Origin of the sequence: Acrocarpospora phusangensis, assembly GCF_016862995.1 — a bacterium.
GTDB classification, from domain to species: Bacteria; Actinomycetota; Actinomycetes; order Streptosporangiales; family Streptosporangiaceae; genus Acrocarpospora; species Acrocarpospora phusangensis.
The window spans coordinates 1-2720 of sequence record NZ_BOOA01000178.1 but is presented as its reverse complement, the minus strand read 5'-3'; the positions used below and the strand labels follow the sequence as shown (position 1 = coordinate 2720).

The window sequence follows — 2720 nt, the reverse complement described above, 5'->3', positions numbered from 1 at the left end:
CGCGGTCGTGTCCGGCACTCCCTGAGTCAGGCGGAAGTAGTCGAACTTGGCCGGCTTCGCGGCGGTCTGGTTGGCGCCGAGGGCGAACAGGCCGATCTTCCCGCTGCCGACCGCGCTGTTCTGGACCGCCTCGCTGATGGTGGTCCAGGTGGTGCCGTCGGACGAGTACGACCCGCGGAAGGTGTTGCCCTCCTTCTGCAGGCGGAGCCACCACACGCCCTGGGTGAGCGAGCCGGCGCCCGGCTGCGGGTTCTGCACCGAACCGGCGACCTCGCTGCGCAGTTCGATCCTGCGGGTCACCGCGGAGCCCGCGGTGTTGTCCGTCAGGAAGTCGAACTTCACGTAGTTGTCGTCGTCGGTGTAGACGATCAGACCGCCCTGGTGGTACTGCTCGTTGAACGCCGACCCGTCGAGCTTGGTCTCCAGCGTCCAGTCGCCGCTCGGCGCCGTCTGCAGGATGAAGTTCTTCGGAGCAGTGTTGGCGGTGCCGTAGATGTCGCCCTGCGCGGTGTCGAGCTCCAGGTTGCCACCCACGACCCGCTGGGTCGCGGCGTCGCCGCGGACGACCGCGTTCCAGCGGCAGGCGTCCAGGGCCGTGCCGTCGAACTCGTCGCTCGGGGCGGGCTGGGTCGCCGTGTCGTCGGGCGTGATGTGGAACCAGTCGAACGCGGCGTCCACGACGGGTCGGGTGCCGCTGCCCGCGAGGGAGACCAGGCCGATGCGCGGGTTGGTGATCCCGGCGAGGGGCTTGGTCTGCGCCATGGCGGTGAAGGTGGTGCCGTCCGCCGAGTAGTGGGCGGTGATGTTGGTGCCGTCGCTCACGAACCGCACGTACACGGTGTCGGGGTAGGCGTCCCCGAGGTTGGCCGTGTTGCTCTGGGCGACCTCGTTCGGCGTGCCGTTCTCCTCCCGGATGAACTGGAAGATGCGGGCGGCGTGGTCGTTGGTCCCCCGAGCCTGGAGGACCATCTTGGCGTAGTTGTTGTCGTCGCCGTACAGGATGAGGCCCGCCTGCTGGTACATGTCGCGGGCGTTCATCGTCACCTTGGCGGTCGCCGTCCAGGCGCCCGCCGGCGCCGGCTGCAGGACGATGTTGGTGGTCGTCCCGGCGGCGGTGCCGTAGATGTCGGTGAGCGAGGTCGGGATGACGAGCTTGCCGTCCGCGACCCTCAGGTTCTGGTCCTCACGGACGACCGACCAGCGGCTGCGGTCGAGCGCGGTGCCGAGGAAGTCGTCGGAACGACCGGCCAGGCACGCGGCGTTCGGCGAGTCCACCCGGATGGTGGCCGTCTGGGTGGTGGAGGCGCCCTTGGCGTCGGTCACCGTCACCGAGGCGGTGTACGTCCCCGGCGCGGTGTAGGTGTAGCTCGCGCCGGCCGTGGTCGGCTGCGGCGAACCGTTCACCCCGAAGTTCCACTTGTACGTGAGCGGGGTGTTGCCGTCGGGGTCGCTCGCGGTGGCGGTGAAGTCGACCTTCAGCGGCGCGGTGCCCGAGGCCGGGCTGGCCGCCACGGTCACCACCGGACGCTGGTTCTCGGTGACGCCCTTGCCGACGAAGTCGATCCAGTTGAAGTTGAGCAGGGACACGTTGGCGGCCGCGCTCGCGGGCTTGCGCAGCACGAAGAAGAGCGGGCCGGTCGTCGTCGGCGGGCTGGCCAGGTTCAGCGTGACGTCCTTGTACGTCTGCCACGCGCCGGTCGGGGTGATGTCGATCGAGCCGACCACCGCCCCGGTGTCGGGGTTGCCCACCTTGACCAGAACCGTGCCGCCGGCCCCGGCCGAGGCCGTACGGAACCGGATGGCGGAGACGCCGCCCAGGTTGATCGGGCTGAAGGAGAACCAGTCGCCGTCCTGGGTGAAGCCGATGTTCTGGCTGCCGCCCTGGCTGTCGCCCGTGGTCTCGGTCTGCACGCCCGGAGCGTCGGTGCCGACACCGTCCGCGGTACGGCCGGTGGCGGAGAAGTGCTCGGCCTGCTTGCGCTTGGGCTGGAGGACGACCTCGGTCCGGCCGGTCAGCTCACCGGCGCCGCTCGCGCCGCCGTTGTCGGTGTAGGTCGCCTCAAGGACGTAGAACAGGTTGTCGTCCACGCCGTGGCCGCTGTCGGTGAGGGTCTGGATGGTGCCCTCGCAGCCCTCGTGCTGGTCCAGCGGGTGGCCGTGGCTGTCGTGACCCAGGTACGCCTGGATCTTGACGTCGTCGCAGTCGACCGTGCCGTCCTCGGGGTCGGTGACCGTGATCTTGTAGTTGACCTGGTCGCCGAACTCGAAGAACCCGCCGTTCGGCGGCAGGTCGAGCTTCACCGTCGGGCGGGTGTTGCCCGCCACGATCGGCAGGCTCGCCGTGCCGGACAGGCCGTCGGGGTTGGTCACGGTCAGGACCGCGCTGTAGTTCCCGGCCTGGGTGTAGGTGTGGGCGGGGTTGGCGGCGGTGGAGTCGGTGTCGCCGTCGCCGTCGAAGTCCCACGCGTACGTGATGGGCTTGCCGTCCGGGTCGCTGGAGCCCTGGCTGGAGAACTGCACCGTCAGGGGGGCCGGGCCGTCGGTCTTGTCGGCGGACACGCGGGCCACCGGCGGGCGGGTGCCCTTGACGTACTCGACGCGGTAGATGCCGGAGTCGGCGTTGTCGCCGCCGAAGCCGGAACCCCACTCGATCAGGTACAGCGCGCCGTCGGGACCGAACTTGATGTCCATCGGCCGCTTGAAGCTCATCGAGGCCAGGA

At 69.7% G+C, this 2720-nt stretch carries 1 protein-coding gene; it reads right to left on the bottom strand.

Annotation, left to right across the window (positions count from 1 at the left end; genetic code table 11):
• A partial coding sequence (locus Aph01nite_RS40745) for a PKD domain-containing protein (RefSeq protein WP_204046449.1) occupies window positions 1–2720 on the bottom strand: 2720 nt, incomplete at both ends.